Genomic DNA, 1,172 nt, shown 5'->3' with positions numbered 1-1,172 from the left:
AGCAGATGTCCTCACATTTCCGCAAGCTGAAAGAGCGCGCCGGTGCCCGCTTCGGGACAGCGCGCGATGGAGAAGCCGCATGAGATCTCTTGTGACCGCCGGGTTCATCGCCCTGACATCCGCCCTTGCGCCGGCGGCGCTTGCCCAGGAGCGCCCCAGCACGATCCTCGTTTTGGACGCCTCGGGGTCGATGTGGGGGCAGATCGATGGGGTAAACAAAATCACCATCGCGCGCGATGTCGTCGGCGACATTGTGTCGGATTTCCCCGTCGATCAGAATCTCGGTTTCGTCACCTATGGCCATCGCGAGCGCGGGCAATGCGCGGATATCGAGACCTTGGTCGAACCCGCGCCCGGCACTGCGGCAGAGATCGCCGGCATCGTTGAAGGGTTGAACCCGCGGGGCATGACCCCGATGACCGATGCCGTCATCACCGCGGCTCAGGCGTTGCGCCACACCGAACAGGCGGCGACGGTGATCCTGGTTTCCGATGGGATCGAGACCTGCAATCCTGATCCTTGCGCCGCCGCCCGCGCATTGGAAGAAGCGGGCGTAGATTTTACCGCCCATGTCATTGGCTTCGACGTGCGGGGCGAAGCCGACGCCCTGTTGCAGATGCAATGCATCGCCGAGGAAACCGGCGGCCGCTTCCTGACTGCCGACAATGCCCAGGAACTCAACGAGGCCTTGCGCGAGGTCACTGCCGCGCCTGCCTCAGGGAGTTTCACCTTCACCGCAAATGTTGGAGGCGAGGAGAGCGGCGACGAGACCGTCTGGGAGCGGCCAGCAGCGCCACTGGAGCTTCCGCTTCTGTCCGGCGAGGTGATCTGGGAGATATCGGACACTTCGTTCAACATGGTGCAGACCGGCACCGCGAACCCCTTCATCACGGATCTGCCGTTCGGCGACTATATCGTGACGGTCCATTCGACGGCGCAGGACGACTTCTCGCAGACCGAGGCCAGTTTGGCGTTGGACAGCGCGCGCAATGTCCACGCCATTTTCCCGCCCATCACGTCGCAACCGCCCGCCGCCCAGGTCTTCGGCCCGGCACAAACCTTGGTTGGCTCCGCGTTTACGGTGAGCTGGGAAGGTGAGGGACTGGCTCCGCGTGATTATGTGACAATTGTCCCCGCCGACGCCGAAGACGGAGCCTATGCGGACTATGACC

At 63.4% G+C, this 1,172-nt stretch carries 1 protein-coding gene; it reads left to right on the top strand.

Annotated elements, in window-relative coordinates:
• Positions 1 to 79 precede the first annotated feature (79 nt).
• The coding region (locus tag ACDP63_RS24930; RefSeq protein ID WP_409928864.1) for a vWA domain-containing protein at positions 80 to 1,172 on the top strand (1,093 nt) is incomplete at its 3' end.

The sequence above is a fragment of the Paracoccus sp. P2 genome, from assembly GCF_046335115.1.
GTDB classification, from domain to species: domain Bacteria; phylum Pseudomonadota; class Alphaproteobacteria; order Rhodobacterales; family Rhodobacteraceae; genus Paracoccus; species Paracoccus pantotrophus.
Note: the sequence above shows the minus strand (reverse complement) of the source record. Positions and strands in the feature narration are given on the sequence as shown.